The organism is Roseiconus nitratireducens, assembly GCF_008629675.1.
Taxonomy (GTDB): Bacteria; Planctomycetota; Planctomycetia; order Pirellulales; family Pirellulaceae; genus Stieleria; species Stieleria nitratireducens.
On sequence record NZ_VWOX01000013.1, the window covers coordinates 199,911 to 217,474 of the forward strand.

The following is a 17,564-nucleotide window of genomic DNA, read 5'->3' on the forward strand; positions in this document are numbered from 1 at the left end:
AAGTCCGCGACGGGTATAAAAAAAGCCCCCGGTTCAGTACGAGATCCTAGGGGGGCGGAGGATAACGCGCTATCGAACCGGGAGCCGGTGGATGGTTAGGTTGGTCCGGCACGGTCGTCGCATCCATGCCGCGACCTGCCGAACACTTTTGCTCACAATTCGTCGACTTCACCGCGGTGCGTCCAACCGATCCATCGGTCACGCACGATGCGATTTGTCCGCAGCGATTCGTTGCACCAGAAGATAACTTCGAACGCCTGTGCAGGATCACGCCGGCGAATCGTTTCGCCTCGCTGACACGTCCCATCGGGTAGAACGAATCAGCGATGGCGGGAAGATACGCGCACGCCTTTGACGCGGTCAAGGCAGATCACCGGCGGTTCCGAAATAGTTTTGGAACTGCACTTGCTATCAAATTAGATGCATCCCGAGCCGTCCTCCGGTCAGGAAAGCTGTGCGGAATGGCTCGACTTCGAAGTTCGTTTCGGATGTTGCGTCGCGCAACGAAACGAAACCGCACGATTCGGTGCCGACGGCGCCGTGGTCACCCGTCGGTCACAGATTTTTTGCTGGTTTTCTGTAGGCAGCCTACGGCCAATGTGTGATAGTTAAACGTCAGTGGCGAATCGTGCGGATGGGAAATACGGGAACCAAAGCAAATGGCGAGCAACGCAAAGAAACCGATCGAAACGGCCGCCTCGGCGGTGTTGGCCAAAAGCTCCATCGCGGAACTTCGCAAGTTGCGTGTCGATGAGAAATCGAACGAGTTGCAACTGCACGGTCGGGTTCGCAGCTTCTATCACAAACAGCTTGCTCAAGAAGCCGTGCTGCCGTTGGCCGGTGGGCTCCGCGTGGTCAATCACGTCAGCGTGCAAAACTGATCCGCGTCAACGCGATACACGTAGCCGCGCTCGCCAGAGCGTGGGACGCCCCAGGCACCTCCACCGTCTGGCGACGGTAGCGACAGGAAAGTAGTAAACGTCGTCGCCACGCTCGCCAGAGCGTGGGAAACCCCTGGGCACCTCCACCGTCTGACGAAGGTAGCGACAGGAAAGTAGTAAACGTCGTCGCCACGCTCGCCAGAGCGTGGGACACCCCCGGACACATCCACCGTCTGGCGGCGGTGGCGACATGACCGCGACGTTCAAGCGATTTTTGCTGGAGAGTGCCGTCCCGTTAGACCGTGACGACTTGGCGTTCGAAGCGCTCGATGCTGGTCGCTCGCCCGTGTTTGTCTGATTCGACGATCGCGCCGCACAGTCGCACGTCACCGGTGGCGACGTGAAAGTGACAGGGCTCGGCGGTTCGCGTGGTGTGGGTGACCCGATCGATGTCGCGCCCGATGATGCTTTCGTAAGGACCGCACATCCCGACGTCACATTGAAACGCCGTGCGGTTCGGCAGGACACGGGCGTCGGCGGTGGGAACGTGGGTGTGGGTTCCCAGGACCGCGGTGACCTTTCCGTCCAGGTAGCGTGCCAGGCATTGTTTATCGCTGGTCGCTTCGGCATGCACATCGACCAGGATGTGGTCGGTCTGCGTGCCGATCTCTTCCAGCACCGCATCCAGAGCGTCAAAGGGGCAGTCGACCGGGCGCATGTAGACGCGTCCCATGATTGAAATGATCGCCAGCGGCGGTCGGCCGCTGCGGGTGATCATGGTCCAGCGGCGGCCCGCGGCCGATCCGGGATAGTTGGCCGGTTTGACGATCCGGTCACTTTTCTCCAACGTCGGAATGATCTCTTTGCGGCGAAAGATGTGATCGCCCAGGGTGACGCCGTCGATGCCCCCATTGATCAACCGATCAAACTGCCGCGGCATCAAGCCGGAGCCGTCCGACGCATTTTCGGCGTTCGCGACGACGTAATCCAGATCCAATTCTTCTCGGATGTGTTGCGTGTTCTGCAGAACGGCGTTGAAGCCGGGTTTTCCGACGATGTCTCCGAGAAAAAGGAATTTCATAACGACCTTTGTGCGTGTCGGAACCGGCAGACAGCGGCGACGGGACGGTCCGTCGACGTCGGCCGAATCCCATCGTTGCCAACTTCAAAACCGTATCGGTGCGGCGTGGCCTCGTCAACGTGCGCTGGGCGTCGGCAGGCCGCCAAAGCGTTGGGCTGAAAGCACTTCGGTTATTCCGTCGGCGGGGGTATGATGGCCGCCGGTGGGCCGAAGCGGGACGGCCGCGATCGCTGCTTGGCGGATCGCCTGGTGTCGGTCTTCCCCCGCCGCGGTACCCCGTCGGCCGCGGTACCCCGTCGGCTGTGGTGTCCCGTCGGCTGCGGTGTCCCGTCGGCTGCGGTGTCCCGTCGGCTGCGGTGTCCCGTCGGCTGCGGTGTCCCGTCGGCTGCGGTGTCCCGTCGGCTGCCTTGGCGGTCGGATGGAACCTTCGCCGGCCTCCACGGATCCCAAACATTGAACGCAGCCCAAGTTTCTCTTTCTCCGATCTTTAGCTGACCCGATCGACCTCTGCCATGTCCGCAACCGTTTCCACGATTGATCTACCGACGTACTGCCGCGAAACCGCCATCCATGCCAAACGAGCATCCGCGGAACTGGCGACGCTTGATACCGCGATCAAGAACCATTGGCTGACCGAATCCGCATCGGCATTGATCGATGCGACCGAAACGATTCTGGAAGCCAACGAACGGGATTTGGCGGCCGCACCGGGGTACGGATTGACCGATGCCGCGATCGATCGATTGCGGCTGACACCGCAAAGAATTGCATCCATCGCGACGGCACTCCGCGAGATCTGTGCACTGACCGATCCCGTCGGGGAAGTGTTGGACGGATTCACACGTCCCGGCGGATTGGAGATCCTGAAGAAGCGGGTGCCGCTGGGGGTGGTGTTTTTCATCTACGAAAGTCGACCCAATGTCACCGCCGATGCCGCGGCAATCTGCGTCAAGAGTGGCAATGCGGTGATCCTTCGGGGCGGTAAAGAAGCGATTCACAGCAGCCAGGCGATTGTCGATGTGCTGGCGGATGCCGCAGCCCGCTGTGGGTTGCCCGATCACGCCGTTCAGCTGGTCGCGACCACCGACCGGGCTGCCGTCGGCGAGTTCTTGTCGATGGGCGAGCTGATTGACGTGGCGATCCCCCGCGGCGGCGAGGGGTTGATCCGACGCGTGACCGCCGAAGCCACCATGCCCGTGATCAAGCACTACGACGGGAATTGCCATGTTTACGTCGACGAATCTGCCGACGTCGCCATGGCGGCCGAGATCGTCCACAACGCCAAGTGCCAGCGGATGGGCGTCTGCAATGCCTGTGAATCGTTGTTGGTCCACCAAGCGATCGCCGCCTCCGCTTTGCCGACGATCACCAAGCGTTTGCAGGCGGCCGGAGTTGAAATTCGGGCGGACGAGCGCGCGGCAGAATGGATCGACGGGGCAACCCCGGCAACCAGCGAAGACTGGTCGACCGAATACTTGGGGCCGATCATCAGCGTCGCGGTCGTCGATTCCGTGGGGCAGGCGATCGACCACATCAATCGGTATGGCTCGCACCATTCCGACGCGATCGTGACTTCGCAATTGGCTGCCGCTGACGCGTTCACCGCCGGCGTCGACAGTTCGGCCGTGATGGTCAACGCCAGCACGCGGTTCAACGACGGCAGCGTGTTCGGGCTGGGCGCCGAAATCGGGATTTCAACCGATAAATTCCATGCCCGGGGCCCGTGTGGCTTGCGAGAACTGACCACTTACAAGTACATCGTGAAGGGCAACGGTCACATTCGCACCTGAGAAAGATTCGCCGAGGCAGGGATGCACCAGGCCAACCAATCCGATCACCTGCACCCGTCGCCGGCAGCGGGCAACCTCCCTCGATCGGTCTCAACCGAACCGACGGGAGAGCCCCAGCGAACGTCCGGTCCCGTTGCTGCCACTCAGATGCAGCCACTGGTCGACCAGATTCGCGTGGCGTCGCCCCACAGCGACCCGGGGGACCAGCGAGAGCAATGGTTGCTTGACGAGATCGCCGTCGAACTGCGGGACTGCTTCGCCCAGGTCCAGGATGGTTTCGGCCGCTTGCTGGCGGATCTGCTGTGCACCGAATCGGAGGTGCGGTTTGCCGATCTGGAACCGTTGCACGAATTTCCGAGGAGAGACGGGCCTCCAGGGACAGACTGGCCTCCCGGGACAGACTGGCCTCCCGGGACAGACTGGCCTCCAGCGACAGACGGGCCTCCAAGGAAAGACTGGGAACCGGAACACCGAATCCAACCCGATCCGCTGCTCGCCCTGGCCCTGGTTGAGTCGATGCTCGGCAGCGAAACAATCGACGGGATGGCCGCTGAGCGGCCGCTCAGCGAGATCGAAGCCGGTTTGCTGGGGCGGTTGAAAACCCAATTCGATTCGCTTTGGCAGCAGGCCGTTCCGGCACGCGCACGGGAGGTGGATGCCGGAGAGTCGGAGCCGGAATCTCGACGCAGCCCAGATCCGGCCGTCGGGGCTCGATTCGACATCCGAGTCGGCGGAGTCCGGGGGCGGTGGCGGGTGCTGGTCCGCCGTTCGGACTTACTGCGTCGGCTGGGGAATCGCCCTGTCGGCGATGCCTGCTCCAAGGCGGCCAGGCTGACCGCATTTTTTTCGGCGGGAACCCGATCGGCAAAACAGCTGAGAGAACTACGGCGCGGGGATTTGTTGTCGCTGTCGGCCCGAGCCGAGGAACCCGTGCTGATCGAAATCGACGGGCGGGTTTGCGGCAGCGGAAAGCTTGGCCAGCGCGGCAAGCGGCGGGCCCTGGAGGTCAAAACACTGTATTGACGGACGAGGTTCCCCCCGGGCAGGAAAAATCGCGTGAAAGTCGCATTTTGCCGGGACAGAAACCGCTTGATGTTCCCGCCAAACGCCGATATCCTCTTGCACTTCGAAAATACACGTTTCAGGTGAAGAAATGGCACATAAGAAAGGTCAGGGCTCCAGCCGCAACGGACGCGACTCCAACGCGCAGCGCCGAGGAGTCAAAAAGTTCGGTGGTGAGGCCGTGACGGCCGGCAACATTCTGATTCGCCAGTGCGGCACCAAATGGCGCCCCGGACGCGGCGTGGGCCAAGGCAGCGATTACACGCTGTTTGCTTTGGTCGACGGCAAGGTCGCATTCGACCAGAACGGCCGACGCATCAACGTGGTTTCCGCCTGAGGCGACCACCAGGCGGGCCGCCGGCCCGACCGATTGAAACAAGCAAACGCGGTCACGTCAGTGTGATCGCGTTTTTGTTTGCGCAGTGCCGGTGATCAAGAATTCGGTGATCAAGAATCCGGCGATCCTCATCTTGGGGCCATCCGCATCTCCCGCCGCTGGAGACGGCCGGACCGCTGGAGGATCAATCGTCGGCGGATGCGATGGCGAGGGCCAGAGCACCCTGCAGCCCTGCCCGTTCACCCAGCGGCGAACAGATCACGCGAATCCGCGCGGTCGGAAACATTCCCACCCGTTCGCTGATCACCCGTTTGACCGTCCGGTGCAGCCGGTCGCCGATCTCCGAAACGCCTCCTCCCAGGACAATCCGGTCCGGATGCAGCACGGTCACCACGTTGGCGGCGGCGATTCCCAGAAACTCGAACGCCCGTTCGATCGCTCCGTCGATGAGCGGATCCTCTGCCGCGGCCAGCGCCATTTCTTTGGCCGTGACGCGATCGGTGGCTCCGCCGGTCAAAGCGTGCAGCCGCGGCGCCAAGCCCATTCGCATCAGCCGCATGCCTTCTGCGGCGATGGCTGGTCCGCTGGATAGGGTTTCCAGGCATCCGCGGTTGCCGCAACCGCAACGTGGTCCGTCGGGAAGCATTGTCTGGTGCCCAAGTTCGCCCGCGGCGCCGAGCGGTCCCAGTCGCAGTTTTCCATCGATCACAATTCCACCACCGATGCCGGTGCCGATGGAGAAGAACGCGAACGAATCCCGTGGCGAATCTTTCCCGGAACCGAATCGAAGTTCTCCCAGCGTCGCGGTGCGCACGTCGTTCATCAATCGGACGGGACAATCCAACACTCGGCTTAAGTTCCTCGCGACCGGGATGTCTCGCCACTGTGTCGGCAGATTCGGCAGGAACCGGGTTTCGCCTTCTTGAACATCCACCAGACCGGGTACGCCCATTCCAAGTCCCGCTAACGAGTCCGCGCCGGCTTTCCGCAAGAGCTTCTGGACGTGTTGTTCGATCGAAGCGATCACGGCGTCCGGTCTACCATCGGACTGCGTGGAAAACGAATCCGATGCAATGATCTTTCCCGTCGAATCGCCCAACGCCAGCTTGGCCGACGTTCCGCCCAAGTCGATTCCGCAATAGATCCGTGTCATTGGTGATCGCCTTGATCCTTGGCAACGTCCACCCAAGTCCGCTTGCGGTGACTTGTCAGGATGGCTTCGCAGAGGAGGACTTCGTGGTGTCCGTCGGCAAAGGTGGGAAAGGGAGGATCGGTTGCGAAGCTTTGGTCAGCGATGCTGCCATAGAAGCATCGAAACAACTGCTTGAACGTGTCCGGAAAGCCTTCGTTGTGCCCGCCGGGGTAGTTGCACAGTGCGGCCGATTGGGGCTGCAGCAGAGCAGGATCACGGATCAAAGATTCGTTGGCACAATCGCGTTGACCGATGAACAACTCGTTGGGTGACTGGCTGTTCCACGCCAGGCATTGCTCGGTTCCACCGATTTCAAACCGCAGGCAGTTCTTGCGTCCCGCCGTCGTCTGAGACACCCACATGCACCCATTTGCGCCGCCGGAGAATTTCAGCATCACGCTGCCGCAATCCTCGGTGGTGACCTGCACGCTCTCACGTGGAATGTCCGACGAGCCGCTTCCGGAAAACGTTTCCACGTTGCCGATCGGTCGCTCCCGTTGCGGGTAAACAGTACGAAGATCCGCACAGACGGCGACGACCCGCTGTCCGGTAATGAACTGGATCAAGTCCAGCCAGTGCGTGCCGATGTCCGCCACGGCGCGCAATTCACCACCATCTTCGGCCAACACACGCCAATTGAAATCCGTTTTGCACAGCAACCAGTCTTGGACATAGGATCCCGAGACGTGCAGGAATTCGCCCACCGACCCGCCTGCGACCCGCGCCGCGGCCTCGTGGCACAGCGGGTAGAAGCGGATGTTGTAAGCGACCGCCGCGGCTCGCCCACTGGCAGCGGCAATTTCGACCAGCTCCGCGGATTGGCGGGAAGTCATCGCCAACGGTTTTTCACACACCACGTGTTTGCCCGACCGCAACACCGCGGCGGCTTGTTCAAAGTGCAAACGGTTGGGTGTTGCCAGATGGACCGCGTCAATCGTTGGGTCGTTCAGGACGGATTCCAGCGTCGGGTAGGTCGCCGGCAGTCCCAGTGCCTTCGAGGCTTCGGTCGACTTTTCCGGTGACGATCCGACAATACCCGCCACCGTCACACCCGCACGGCGAAGTGCTTCAACGTGGACCGGGCCGATGAAGCCGGTGCCCACCACGACCGTTCGAAATTCTTTCATGACATCCTGCGATTCAAAGGAGAGGTAGCTGGGGCGAAGCGGTGTCGAAAGTTACAGCCGTGCCGGATTGACGGGGACGTCAGGCACTTTGCCGCTGGCCTTTGCACGCAGCCGTTGTTGCAGCTGTTTGATCACGGCACGGGCGCGCGAATCAGGGTTGATCGCCAGGTTATCAAACTCCAAGGGGTCGGCTCGGTGGTCATACAGTTCGACGCCGTAGGCCCCCTCACTCCATTCGGTATAGCGATAGCGGGGCGTGCGAATGCTGCATCCCATCACCGGGTGCGGCAGCCGGTCATCGGCCGGACGTAGGATCTGGGTGACGGCTTGCTCATCCCATTCCGCGAGCGGATCGTCCAGCAACGGTCCCAGGTTGTTGCCGGCCAGCCCCGCCGGCGCTTGCAAGCCAGCTGCGGCGGCGACCGTCGGATAGATGTCGACAAACTCAACGATCCTTCGACACGGGGTGCCATTACCGTTGGCCCCGGGCACTCGGATGATCAGCGGCGCTTTAGCGGATTGTTCGAACAGGGTTCGCTTTTGCCAAACGCCATGGTGTTCGCCCAAGTGATAGCCGTGGTCGCTCCACAACACGACGATCGTGTTCTGTGCCAACTTCAATCGCTCCAAAGCGTCCAGCAGCCGTCCGACCTGCGCATCCACGAACGAAACGCACGCGTAGTAGGCCTGGGTTGCTTTACGAAGTTTGTCGTCGGGCAGGCCGTAATCGGGGACCGGGCAATTGTGTGCAAATGCGGCGGTGGGGATATCATCGCGGTCCCCCGGCGGCGCATACGGAAGCGAGACGGTTTCCAGCGGGTACAGGTCGAAGTACTTCCGCGGTGCGACGTACGGGGTATGGGGGCGGAAGAAACCGACGCCCAAAAAGAAGGGACGATCTCGCGTCCGTTCCATCACCTTGATCGCTTCGGTCGCGATCATGCCGTCGGTTTGCTCTTCATCGGCCCCGTCGGCCGCAAGCCAGGAGAGTGCGGCACTGATCTTTCGGTGCGGTTCCGCGTTGCTGATCAGCGGCTCATCCGTTTTGTCCCGCCCCTTGGGATTGATCGTTTGGTCCCAAGACGGAGGGTCATCGAAACCGTCGGTGCCGATCGATGCCGGAACGTTGTAGTGATAGATCTTCCCGATTCGAACCACTTCACTGCCGGCAGCTTGGAAAACTTGTGGCAACGTGATCACGTCGGGAAGTTGGTCGCGGAAATGGCGATCCAAGTCGTAGACCCCAAGCTCATCCGGGCGACGGCCGGTCATGACCGACGCGCGGGTCGGGTTGCACAACGGCAACTGGTTGTAAGCGTTCAAGAAGCAAACGCCGGAGGCGGCCAGGCGATCCAGATTTGGTGTTTTGGCAAACGGATCCCCGTAACACCCCAAGGTGGCGGCCAGGTCATCCACCGCGATGAACAGCACGTTGGGTTGCTCGGCCGTCGTCACGCGTGCCCCTGAAACAAAGAACAGCAACAGCAAACAGGACCACAGAAAAAACGATCGGGCAGAGCGTTGAAACAACATTCCGGTCAGGCTTGGGAGTGAAAAAGTTGAGAACCACCAGCAGCATTTTGATGCCGAACCTTCGGCCACCCACGGAACGTTCTGACTTGGTTCGGCGTCCATCGGAGACTGAATGACTTTTACAGGATAACGCGCTCGGGGGCACGCAGGCGTTTCGTCCCCCGCATGAAACATCGCAGTGTCCAGAAACTTTTCGACCAGCCGAAATTGAGATCCCCGGGACTCATCCTCGCCACACCGGCTGTTATGCTGTTGCCGTCCGTGTGCCACCGCGGGCAGCAACGTCAACAGAACGAACACCCGACGGAGTCAATTCGGTGCCCCAGGCCAGTATCAATCTATTGCGGACAGTGGCTGCCATGATCGGCTCGGTGTGCCTGCTGGGTTCAAGCGGCCTGCTCCATGCGCAAGGCCACTCGGCGGACGTGCATTGCGTCACGCAACGGGTGACGCTGCCGATTCTGTTGGGCGATCGATCGACACCGGTCCAAACCATTTCCGTCACCGTCTCATCAAAGGATTCGACCGAAACGCTGACCGATGAAAGCGACGCACAACGGTTGCCGCACCTTCGCGAACTGGACGTGTCGCTAGCGGGCACCGATCAAGCGACCGACTTGGAATCGATTTCAATTCATCGTCTTGCTTCCGACGGGTCACTGCAGTGGCCGCCACTGGCAAGCCTGCCCGCCGAGCCGATGCCCGAGCGGCTGTTGCGGTTGGACCTGAACGCGAAAACGGGTGCCTTGCGGTTGGGTGAGAATCGATTTGGCTTGGCCGTGCGATTGCGTCCGACGGCAAACTTGGATCATCGAATTTCGGTCGGCTGCGACCGTGTGCTTGTGTCCAACGGCCAACGGATTCACGTCGGCGACGATCCGGTTCCGCAACGGTTCGGCATCGCACTCCGGAGCGGTGGCCAGGACGACGTCGACACGTATCGAATTCCCGGGTTGGCGACCACGAATCAGGGCACGCTGATCGCAGTCTACGACGTGCGTCGAGCCAACAGCCGCGATCTGCCCGCCGACATCGACGTCGGCATGTCTCGCTCGCTCGATGGGGGACGCAATTGGGAACCGATGCAAATCATCATGGACATGGGCGATGATCCGGCGTGGAGCCACGACGGAATCGGAGACCCGGCCGTGTTGGTCGACCGCGAGCGGGGGACGATCTGGGTGGCGGGGCTGTGGAGTCACGGGCCCCGCGGTTGGCATGGATCGGGGCCCGGAATCGCCCCGGAACAAACAGGACAAATGATGCTTGTCCGCAGTGATGACGATGGGCAAACCTGGTCGGAACCGATCAATATCACTTCGCAAGTCAAGCGTCCCGAGTGGTGTCTGTTGCTGCAGGGCCCGGGCAAAGGAATCTCGATGAGCGACGGGACGCTGGTGTTCGCCGCCCAGTTTCAAGATGCCGAATCCAACGGACGTCTCCCCCATTCCACGATCGTGTATTCCCAGGATCACGGGAAGACCTGGCATTGTGGTCACGGAGCCTTTCCCGACACGACCGAGGCACAGATCGTCGAAACGCATCCGGGTGTGTTGATGCTCAATTGCCGGTACAACCGCAAACCGTTCCGCGTGGTGATGACCACCGATGACCTGGGGCGGACCTGGAAACGACATCCGACTTCCGAAACGACACTCTCCGAACCGGGAGCCTGCATGGCAAGTTTGATCAAACTGTCGTCGGTCGAGAACAGATTCGATAGCGGAGCAGAATGGCTGCTGTTTTCCAACCCTGACAGTCGTTCGGAACGGTCCAGGATGATGGTCAAGGCATCGCCCGATCTCGGTCAGCATTGGCCGCAATCAAACCGTGTCCTCCTGGACGAAGGCCGATCGTTTGGGTATTCCTGCATGACCCAGATCGATTCCGAGACACTTGGGGTTCTGTATGAAGGCAGCCGGGCCGACCTGATCTTTCAACGAATCCCACTCCATCAGATGCTTGCTCCATCCAAGGATCGCCCCTAGCCCTACGCCTCTCGCCATTCCCGCCTCTATCCCACCTGGCGTTTTGCCACTGGACAACATGCAAACATTCAAGCTTCGTGGCCTGATCGCAGCCACCTTCACTCCGTTGGATGACGACGGACGACTCCGGCTGGACGAAGTCCCGGCAATGGTTGATCACCTGCTCGAGCAGGGAGTCAGCGGGCTGTACGTGTGTGGCAGCACGGGGGAGGGGATGTCCCTGCGAAGCGATGAACGCGACGCGGTGACCGCGGCGTTTGTCAAAGCGTCCGGTGGTCGCGTTCCCGTCGTGGCGCAAGTTGGCCACAACAGTTTGTCAGAAGCAAGGGCCTTGGCCGCGCGTGCGCAGGAAATCGGTGTCGACGCGGTATCGGCCACCTGCCCCTCCTACTTCAAGGTCAACGACGTGGCGACGTTGATCGATTGCATGGCCGAGGTTGCTTCGGGGGCACCGGAGCTTCCTTTCTATTACTATCACATCCCTTCGTTGACCGGATCGACGTTGGACACGGTCGATTTCTTGCGGCGTGGATCCGAACGGATCGCCAATCTGCACGGATTGAAGTACACCGACACGCGATTGTTCGAATTCCAAGAGTGCCTGGAACTGGACGAGCGCCGATTCGACGTCGTCTGGGGTTGTGATGAGATGCTGTTGGGGGCCCTGGCGACGGGCGCCGTTGCGGCGATTGGAAGCACGTACAACGTTGCCGCCCCGCTGTATCGCGGCATCATCGACGCGTTCGATGCGGGCGACATGGGCCGGGCGCGCGGGCTGCAGCGTTTGTCCGTGCAGATGGTGCGCACCATGGGAAAGTATCCTTTTCACGCGGCGATGAAATCCGTGCTGGAGCGAAACGGGTTTTCAATGGGCGGATGTCGCCTTCCTTTGACCGAGATGGATTCCCGACAGACGCAACGCTTGGCGGAGGACTTGGAAGCGATCGGGTTTTTCCAATGGTCGTCTCAACCGGGTGGAGATCGCGGAGGACGGAGTCTTGAACGCACCGAGCCTTGAAGGGCCCAACTCGGCGGAACGACGAATGTCACAATTTGCTGTCGGTCCCCGGCCCGATTTGATCACGCTGACCCGAATGATCGCGGCGGCAATTTGTGTTTGCTGGACCACCACTGCGACGGCTCAATCGGATCAGGAAGAGTCGTTAGGTGGGATGCAGCTGCGGTGGAATCAGTTGCCCGAATTGCCGGATTCTCTGGGTGTCGCCGGCCCCTTCGTCGGTGTTCACCACGGAGCCTTGATGGTTGCGGGCGGTGCCAATTTCCCGACCCCGGTGTGGGAATCAACCAAGCAGTGGCACGACCGCATCCATGTGTTGATCCAAACCGATCAGGGACCGGTTTGGAAAGACGGCGGGCGACTGAAACACCCCATCGCCTATGGCGCGTCCGTCTCCACCGCGGATGGGGTGTTGTGCATCGGCGGCAACGACCAGGACACGACCTTCAGCGATGTGTTTCTGTTGCGTTGGGATTCCGCGACCGAAAAGGTGGAAATGATTCCCTATCCTTCGCTGCCGCAACCGTGTGTCTATTCCGCCGCGGCGATGCTGGGGTCGACCGTCTATTTGACCGGTGGTCAACGCGACGCCTCACTCGACACGGCGACCGCGGGCGTGTGGTCACTGGACCTGTCGATGAAAGACCGCCCGCAACAGTTTCGCTGGCGACGGCTGGAAGATTTTCCCGGCAAGCCGCGGGCGTTCCATTTGATGGTGCGGCAGCACAACGGATACCACGATTGTCTGTACGTGATCAGCGGCCGGCGCACCTCGGACGGCGACGGCAACAATGACGGCGACGGCAACAAGGTTGAATTTCTGAAGGATGTTTGGGAATACTCCCCCGTCGAAGCGAGTTGGCGTCAGCGGAGCGATGTCCCGCGGTGCGTGATGGCGGGGACTGGTATCGGAATCAAGCAGAGCCACATTCTGGTATTGGGCGGTGCCGATGGGTCTTTGTTCTTTCAAGCGGACGATCTACGGGACCAACACCCGGGGTTCCCGCGCCGTGCGCTGGCCTACCACACGATTACCGATACATGGGTCGATGCCGGGCCCATTCCGCAAAACCATGTCACCACGTCGGCGGTCGATTGGCACGGATCCATCGTGATCCCCAGCGGAGAAATTCGACCCCGCGTCCGCGCTCCCATCGTCTGGGAGGTGACACCGGACGTTCCGCCACGCGAATTCGGGACGCTGAATTATTTGGTTTTGTTCGGGTACCTGCTGGCGATGGTCGGAATCGGCGTTTACTTCACGCGGCGGAATAAAAACACCGACGACTACTTTCGCGGCGGCAAGCAAATTCCTTGGTGGGCTGCCGGCTGCAGCATCTTCGCCACCATGCTCAGCTCGCTGACGTTTACCGGCATTCCCTCGAAAGCGTTCGCGCAGGACTGGGTTTACGCCATCGGCAATTTCATGATCCCGGTGGTGGCTGTGATCGCCGTGTACGTTGCCATGCCCTTTTATCGAAGGATCGATGCGACCAGCGCCTATGAGTACCTGGAGAAACGATTCAGTCGTCCGGTTCGGCTTTTTGGAAGCGCCAGTTTCGTTTTCTTTCATGTGTTTCGCATGGCGGTGGTGATGTCGCTGACCGGATTGGCCCTCGCCGTGGCGACCCCGTTGACTCCCTCCCAGTCGGTGTTGTTGATGGGCGTCCTGAGCATTGTCTACTGCACGGCCGGCGGGATCGAAGCGGTGATCTGGACCGATACCATTCAAACCTTCGTTTTGATGGGCGGCGCGGTGCTCAGTCTGGTGTTATTGATCGCCGGAGCCGACGGAGGGTTGGATGGTTTCTTTGCCGCGGCCCGAAATGCCGACAAGTTCACGATCGCGAATCTCCACTGGGATGTGACCAACACGCAGATCGCGCTGTGGGTCATCATTGTGGGGGCAATTGCTCAAAATCTGTCGTCCTACACCGCGGACCAGGCGGTGGTGCAGCGCTACATGACGACCAAATCGGAACGTCTCGCGGCCCGGTCGATTTGGACCAATGCGGTCCTGACGATTCCCGCAACGCTGCTGTTCTTCGGGATCGGGACCGCGCTGTTCGTCTTTTATCGTTCGCACCCCGAGAAGTTGGATCCGACGATCACGACCGACCAGGTCTTTCCGCTTTTCATCTCGCGCGAGATGCCGGTCGGCATCGCGGGACTGATTGTGGCGGGCGTGTTCGCGGCGGCGCAGTCGACCGTCTCCACCAGTATGAATTCCACGGCGACCGCGATTGTGACGGACTTCATGCGTCCCTTTGATTGGTGTCGCACCGAAAACGGCTATTTCAAATCGGCTCGGGTGGCGACGTTCACGGTGGGCGTGCTGGGGACGCTGTTCGGGCTGGTCTTTGTTGATCCGGAAATCCGGTCCCTGTTCGATGCGTTCATCAAGGTCATCGGACTGTTCATGGGAGTGCTGGGAGGGCTGTTCATCCTGGGAGCCTTGACCCGCCGCGCCAACGCGCCGGGGGCATTGATCGGAGCAGTGGTGGGCGCCGCAGTGATGTTTTACTTGTGGTACTTCACGCCGGTGGTCGGGTATTTGTATACCGCAGCGGGGATCGCCAGCTGTTTTGTCGCCGGGTACCTATCCAGCCATCTGTTTCCCCAACCCGCCAATGATTTGAGCGGTTTGACGATCTATTCGCTTCGGCCGTCCGCGAAGTTTCGGGAGGGAAAACCCGATGAATGATGCGACCCAACGTCAGCTGGCAGATGCTTACCGTGACGCCCTGTTGGAAGACACGCTGCCGTTCTGGCTCCAGCATGGGGTGGATCACAAGTTTGGCGGAGTGATCACTTCGTTGGATGCGGCGGGAAACGTGATCGACACCGACAAAGGAGTTTGGCAACAGTGCCGATTCGCCTGGTTGCTCGGTGAACTGCACAACAACCTGAAAGCCGATGAAACCTGGTTGCGCGTGGCACAGCGGTGCATGGATTTCGTCGATCGGAATTGTTTTGATCCGCTGGATGGACGGCTATGGTTTCAAGTGACTCGCACGGGCGAACCGCTTCGCAAAAGACGCTACGCGTTTTCGGAGAGCTTTGCCGCGATCGCCTACGGTGAGTTGGCGCAGGCAACCGGAGACGATCTCGCGGCGCAGAAAGCCGAACGGCTTTTTCGCCGATTTCTGAACCATCACCTGTTTTCTCCCGAGGCGAAATCAAAGTTCACCGAAACCAGGCCGATGCGTTCGTTGGGGTTTCCGATGATTGGCATCGCGACCGCCCAGCAGTTGCGTGATTCCATCAACTATCCCGGTGCGGACGATTGCATCGACCGCTTGATTGACCTGATCCGGCGATTTCACATTCGGGAAGATCTGGAAGTCGTCTTGGAGAACGTTGGTGTCGACGGGCAGGTACTGGATCATTTTGATGGACGGTTACTCAATCCGGGGCACGCGATCGAGTGTTCCTGGTTTCTGATGCAGGAGGGGCAACATCGCGGTGACCGCGATCTGCAGCAGTTGGGCTGCAGAATGCTCGATTGGATGTGGCAACGCGGCTGGGACGACGACCACGGGGGCTTGTTCTCGTTCGTTGATTTGAGCGGAAAGCCGGTCAGCGAGTATTGGCACGACATGAAATTCTGGTGGCCGCATTGCGAAGCCGTGATCGCGACCTTGATGGCGTACCAATTGACCGGCGACGCAAGGTACGCCCGCTGGTATCGACAGGTGCATGATTGGGCACACGATCATTTCGCCGACCCCGAGCGGGGAGAGTGGTTCGGGTACTTGCACCACGACGGAACCGTCAGCAGCCAGCTGAAAGGCAATCTTTGGAAAGGCCCCTTCCATCTTCCGCGGATGCAGCTGATCTGTTCCCAGTTGCTGGGCGATCGCCGGTAGGCCTTTGAAAGCCCCGACGATTATTTGATTTGCCACAACTGAAGTGAAGGAGGTTCGGCCGACCAGAAAGTGGAGCGGTGCTTGCCATCTGAGAGCTGGCGGGCAGGGGTGCGGATTTCCCTGATGCTGGGGGAATGGCGGTATATTGGAGGTCCGTCCCCGATCGTCCGCACAGATTCATCCCCGGAGTCCCTGCCATGATCAAGATTGGCTACTCAGCTTTGTTCGCGATGTTGATGGCCGTTGCCGTCTGTTCGGCGGATCAGCCACCTGGATTTCAAACATTGGAAATCGGGGATGCAGCGCCCGATTTCACGCTTCCTGGAATCGACGGGCGTGACTGGAGTTTGGACGACTTTTCCGATGGAAAGATTCTGGTTGTCTACTTCACTTCCAATCACTGCCCCGTGTGTCACGCCCACGATCCGCGATTCATGAAGCTGGTGCGTGAAGTCGAAGGGCGCGGCGTGGCCGTCGTCGCGATCAATCCGAATTCTGGCGACGGGTTGCGACCCGATGAACTGGGGTACTCAAAATACGATGACAGCTTCGAAGACATGAAGCCCTATGCCGAGGAGCATGGTTTCACTTTCCCCTATCTGTACGATGGGGAAACGCAGGTAACTGCAAAACGTTACGGTTGTTTGGCGACTCCCCACGTTTTCGTTTTCGACCAGCAAAGAAAACTTCGCTACAAGGGCCGGTTGGACAACTCGCGTTATCCGGATCCGGCCACCGTCGAATCCCGTGAAGCACGCGACGCCGTGTTGGCGCTGCTGGAGGGACAGCCAGTCCCCGTCGCGGTGACCAAGCCGTTCGGCTGTTCGACGAAGTGGCGTGAAAAGATCGCCAGCGTCGAAGAGGATCAGCAGCGATGGGAAACGGCCGACGTTTCTTTAGCCCAGATCGACGCGGACGGTTTGAGCAAACTGGTCAAGAATCCCACGGACAAGTACCGGTTGTTCAACGTCTGGTCGACCACCTGCCAGCCTTGTATCGAAGAGTTTCCCGGTCTGATGCAGATTTCACGACGCATGGGCCTGCGGAATTTTGAATTGATCACGATCAGCACCGATCTTCCTAAGAATCAAGATCGCGTGCGTGCGTTTCTCAGCGCCCAGCGAGCCGTCTTGCCTCCGCGTTTAAAACCGTCCCTGGAAGCCGAAGGCCGTGAGGGGAACAACTACCTGTTCACCGATCCGGATATCGACGCGTTGATTGCGGCGTTGGATCCGGAATGGGAAGGTCCGGAGCCGCACACGGTCCTGGTGGCACCCGGCGGCGACATCGTGTTTCGGCACACCGGCAAGATGGAAGCGTCTGAGCTGCTGGATACCCTGCTGAAGATCATGAGCAACACGTACCTGCCGTGAGGCTTGGGACGTGCCGCCGGAAGTTCAGTCAGCAGGCAAATAGCGTGGGGAAGGAAGCTAGAGCGACGAATCTGAAAGTCGGCGAACCGGTTTGCACTCTTCGGTCGGTGCTAGGCTTTGTCTGAAAAGGCGTCAAACCCAGTTGCTGCCGTTGCGTTTGCGGCGCAAACCCACGCTCTGGCGAGCGTAGCCACTTGTTTTCAGACAAAGCCTAGCTGGACAGCGCCACTTTCAATCAAAAACACCGTGATTTGCAGTGCAATGAGCGGCAAGGCGCTAGCCGCCGGTCGAGGCGAGAAAACCCGCGGCTAGC

13 protein-coding genes are annotated in these 17,564 nt (G+C 60.2%); 9 read left to right on the forward strand and 4 right to left on the reverse strand.

Features of this window, described 5'->3' with window-relative positions; all coding sequences use genetic code 11:
* Positions 1-659 precede the first annotated feature (659 nt).
* Positions 660-881, forward strand: a complete 222-nt coding sequence (locus tag FYK55_RS21240; RefSeq protein ID WP_150078568.1) for a BON domain-containing protein — start codon at positions 660-662, stop codon at positions 879-881.
* Positions 882-1,176: 295 nt separating this feature from the next.
* Here the strand turns inward: FYK55_RS21240 and FYK55_RS21245 are convergent, their stop codons facing one another.
* Positions 1,177-1,962: a TIGR00282 family metallophosphoesterase gene (locus FYK55_RS21245; protein ID WP_150078570.1), complete on the reverse strand. Its 786-nt coding sequence runs from the start codon at positions 1,960-1,962 to the stop codon at positions 1,177-1,179.
* Positions 1,963-2,474: 512 nt separating this feature from the next.
* Between FYK55_RS21245 and FYK55_RS21250 the strand changes: the two genes are divergently transcribed.
* The 3 genes from FYK55_RS21250 to rpmA all read left to right on the forward strand — a co-directional run bounded on the left by FYK55_RS21250 (position 2,475) and on the right by rpmA (position 5,151).
* Positions 2,475-3,752 (forward strand): glutamate-5-semialdehyde dehydrogenase, encoded by a 1,278-nt coding sequence (locus FYK55_RS21250; protein WP_150078572.1) that lies wholly within the window; start codon positions 2,475-2,477, stop codon positions 3,750-3,752.
* Positions 3,753-3,773: 21 nt separating this feature from the next.
* Complete coding sequence (locus FYK55_RS21255; protein ID WP_161604664.1) at positions 3,774-4,775, forward strand: FliM/FliN family flagellar motor switch protein; 1,002 nt, start codon at positions 3,774-3,776, stop codon at positions 4,773-4,775.
* 130 nt (positions 4,776-4,905) lie between these two features.
* Positions 4,906-5,151 carry a 50S ribosomal protein L27 gene (gene rpmA / locus FYK55_RS21260; protein WP_150078576.1) on the forward strand — a complete coding sequence of 82 codons (246 nt, stop codon included), beginning with the start codon at positions 4,906-4,908 and terminating at the stop codon, positions 5,149-5,151.
* Between the two features lie 184 nt (positions 5,152-5,335).
* On the opposite strand, the gene FYK55_RS21265 is transcribed toward rpmA, so the two are convergent.
* Genes FYK55_RS21265 through FYK55_RS21275 form a run of 3 tightly spaced genes read right to left on the reverse strand, consistent with a single transcriptional unit; the run spans position 5,336 to position 9,003 of the window.
* Positions 5,336-6,304: an ROK family protein gene (locus FYK55_RS21265; RefSeq protein ID WP_150078577.1), complete on the reverse strand. Its 969-nt coding sequence runs from the start codon at positions 6,302-6,304 to the stop codon at positions 5,336-5,338.
* The gene (locus tag FYK55_RS21270) at positions 6,301-7,470 is read right to left on the reverse strand and encodes a Gfo/Idh/MocA family protein (RefSeq protein ID WP_150078579.1); all 1,170 of its coding nucleotides are present in this window, start codon (positions 7,468-7,470) and stop codon (positions 6,301-6,303) included. Before FYK55_RS21270 ends, FYK55_RS21265 begins: the two co-directional genes overlap by 4 nt.
* A 51-nt stretch (positions 7,471-7,521) precedes the next feature.
* Positions 7,522-9,003, reverse strand: a complete 1,482-nt coding sequence (locus tag FYK55_RS21275) for a sulfatase (protein WP_150078581.1) — start codon at positions 9,001-9,003, stop codon at positions 7,522-7,524.
* 317 nt (positions 9,004-9,320) lie between these two features.
* Between FYK55_RS21275 and FYK55_RS21280 the strand changes: the two genes are divergently transcribed.
* The 5 genes from FYK55_RS21280 (at position 9,321) to FYK55_RS21300 (ending at position 17,251) form a co-directional block, all read left to right on the forward strand.
* A complete protein-coding gene (locus tag FYK55_RS21280; protein ID WP_150078583.1) occupies positions 9,321-10,991 on the forward strand; it encodes a sialidase family protein in 1,671 nt (556 codons plus the stop codon).
* Positions 10,992-11,049: 58 nt separating this feature from the next.
* Positions 11,050-12,009, forward strand: coding sequence for a dihydrodipicolinate synthase family protein (locus tag FYK55_RS21285; protein WP_150078584.1), 960 nt, complete (start codon positions 11,050-11,052; stop codon positions 12,007-12,009).
* 25 nt (positions 12,010-12,034) lie between these two features.
* A complete protein-coding gene (locus tag FYK55_RS21290) occupies positions 12,035-14,713 on the forward strand; it encodes a sodium:solute symporter family transporter (RefSeq protein ID WP_150078586.1) in 2,679 nt (892 codons plus the stop codon).
* Positions 14,706-15,878 (forward strand): AGE family epimerase/isomerase, encoded by a 1,173-nt coding sequence (locus FYK55_RS21295; protein WP_150078588.1) that lies wholly within the window; start codon positions 14,706-14,708, stop codon positions 15,876-15,878. The genes FYK55_RS21290 and FYK55_RS21295 overlap by 8 nt, the downstream gene beginning before the upstream one ends.
* Positions 15,879-16,075: 197 nt before the next feature.
* Positions 16,076-17,251, forward strand: a complete 1,176-nt coding sequence (locus FYK55_RS21300) for a redoxin domain-containing protein (RefSeq protein ID WP_161604665.1) — start codon at positions 16,076-16,078, stop codon at positions 17,249-17,251.
* Positions 17,252-17,564: the final 313 nt, after the last annotated feature.

Bases quoted from the DNA above. Each gene is read 5' to 3' on its own strand.
- FYK55_RS21240 (WP_150078568.1), top strand. From the start codon at position 660: ATGGCGAGCAACGCAAAGAAACCGATCGAAACGGCCGCCTCGGCGGTG.
- FYK55_RS21245 (WP_150078570.1), bottom strand. From the start codon at position 1,962: ATGAAATTCCTTTTTCTCGGAGACATCGTCGGAAAACCCGGCTTCAAC.
- FYK55_RS21250 (WP_150078572.1), top strand. From the start codon at position 2,475: ATGTCCGCAACCGTTTCCACGATTGATCTACCGACGTACTGCCGCGAA.
- FYK55_RS21255 (WP_161604664.1), top strand. From the start codon at position 3,774: ATGCACCAGGCCAACCAATCCGATCACCTGCACCCGTCGCCGGCAGCG.
- rpmA (WP_150078576.1), top strand. From the start codon at position 4,906: ATGGCACATAAGAAAGGTCAGGGCTCCAGCCGCAACGGACGCGACTCC.
- FYK55_RS21265 (WP_150078577.1), bottom strand. From the start codon at position 6,304: ATGACACGGATCTATTGCGGAATCGACTTGGGCGGAACGTCGGCCAAG.
- FYK55_RS21270 (WP_150078579.1), bottom strand. From the start codon at position 7,470: ATGAAAGAATTTCGAACGGTCGTGGTGGGCACCGGCTTCATCGGCCCG.
- FYK55_RS21275 (WP_150078581.1), bottom strand. From the start codon at position 9,003: ATGTTGTTTCAACGCTCTGCCCGATCGTTTTTTCTGTGGTCCTGTTTG.
- FYK55_RS21285 (WP_150078584.1), top strand. From the start codon at position 11,050: ATGCAAACATTCAAGCTTCGTGGCCTGATCGCAGCCACCTTCACTCCG.
- FYK55_RS21290 (WP_150078586.1), top strand. From the start codon at position 12,035: ATGTCACAATTTGCTGTCGGTCCCCGGCCCGATTTGATCACGCTGACC.
- FYK55_RS21295 (WP_150078588.1), top strand. From the start codon at position 14,706: ATGAATGATGCGACCCAACGTCAGCTGGCAGATGCTTACCGTGACGCC.
- FYK55_RS21300 (WP_161604665.1), top strand. From the start codon at position 16,076: ATGATCAAGATTGGCTACTCAGCTTTGTTCGCGATGTTGATGGCCGTT.